The organism is Vibrio sp. Vb1574 (assembly GCF_033338675.1).
Genome location: NZ_JAWOTC010000227.1, coordinates 1 through 876 on the forward strand (window position 1 = coordinate 1; position 876 = coordinate 876).

General features: G+C 46.0%; 1 protein-coding gene and 1 pseudogene. Both read left to right on the forward strand.

Going from position 1 to position 876, the window contains the following annotated elements; genetic code table 11:
• Positions 1-388, forward strand: a pseudogene (locus R7O12_RS25030) (porphobilinogen synthase); the annotation flags it as partial.
• Positions 389-529: 141 nt separating this feature from the next.
• Positions 530-876: GNAT family N-acetyltransferase (locus R7O12_RS25035; protein WP_180802407.1), on the forward strand; the 347-nt coding region annotated here is incomplete at its 3' end.

An 876-nucleotide genomic window follows, 5' to 3' on the forward strand; every position in this document is an offset into this window, starting at 1 on the left:
TGGTAACAAGAAAAACTACCAAATGGACCCAGCAAACATTGATGAAGCAATGCATGAAGTCGCAATGGACATCAATGAAGGGGCAGACATGGTGATGGTTAAGCCAGGTATGCCATACTTAGATGTAGTTCGCCGAGTGAAAACCGAGCTGCAAGTTCCGACATTTGCTTACCAAGTATCGGGCGAGTACGCGATGCACAAAGCGGCGATTCTTAATGGCTGGTTAAAAGAGCGCGAGACAGTAATGGAATCACTACTGTGCTTTAAGCGTGCGGGCGCCGATGGCATCCTGACTTACTTTGCAAAAGACGTAGCAGAGTGGTTAGCGGAAGAGAATGCACAAGCCGCTCAGCACCTAAAGATGGCTCGAGAAGCGACAGAAGAGTAATTATCGCTCAGTGAGAAAAACCAGACCGACAATAGTTGTTCGTCTGCATATACCCAAGTAACCTCAGGCGGATTACAAAAGGCTTGTATATCCCAAAAAATCCAAGGTGCTTGGGTATATTTATTTCTGGAGAAGAGAACAATGACAATGCTGATTCGTGAAGGCACGTTGGAAGAGGCACTTCAAGTGGTCACTCGAGTGAAAGAGTTTGCCAACGGAGAAACCTTAGATTCGATGTCACAGCGTCTTGGAGACAAAAACAGCCTAATCCTAGTGGCTGAGAAAAACGGTGCTATTGTCGGTTTTAAAATCGGCTACGAACTGGATGAAGACACCTTCTATAGTTGGTTTGGTGGTGTTGCGCCGCAAGCTCGAAATGAGGGAGTCGCGCAGATGTTGTTAGAGGCTCAAGAAGAATGGGTCGCAGAACAAGGCTATAAAACACTAAAAGTGAAATCTCGAAACCAATTTCCTGCCATGCTCAGATT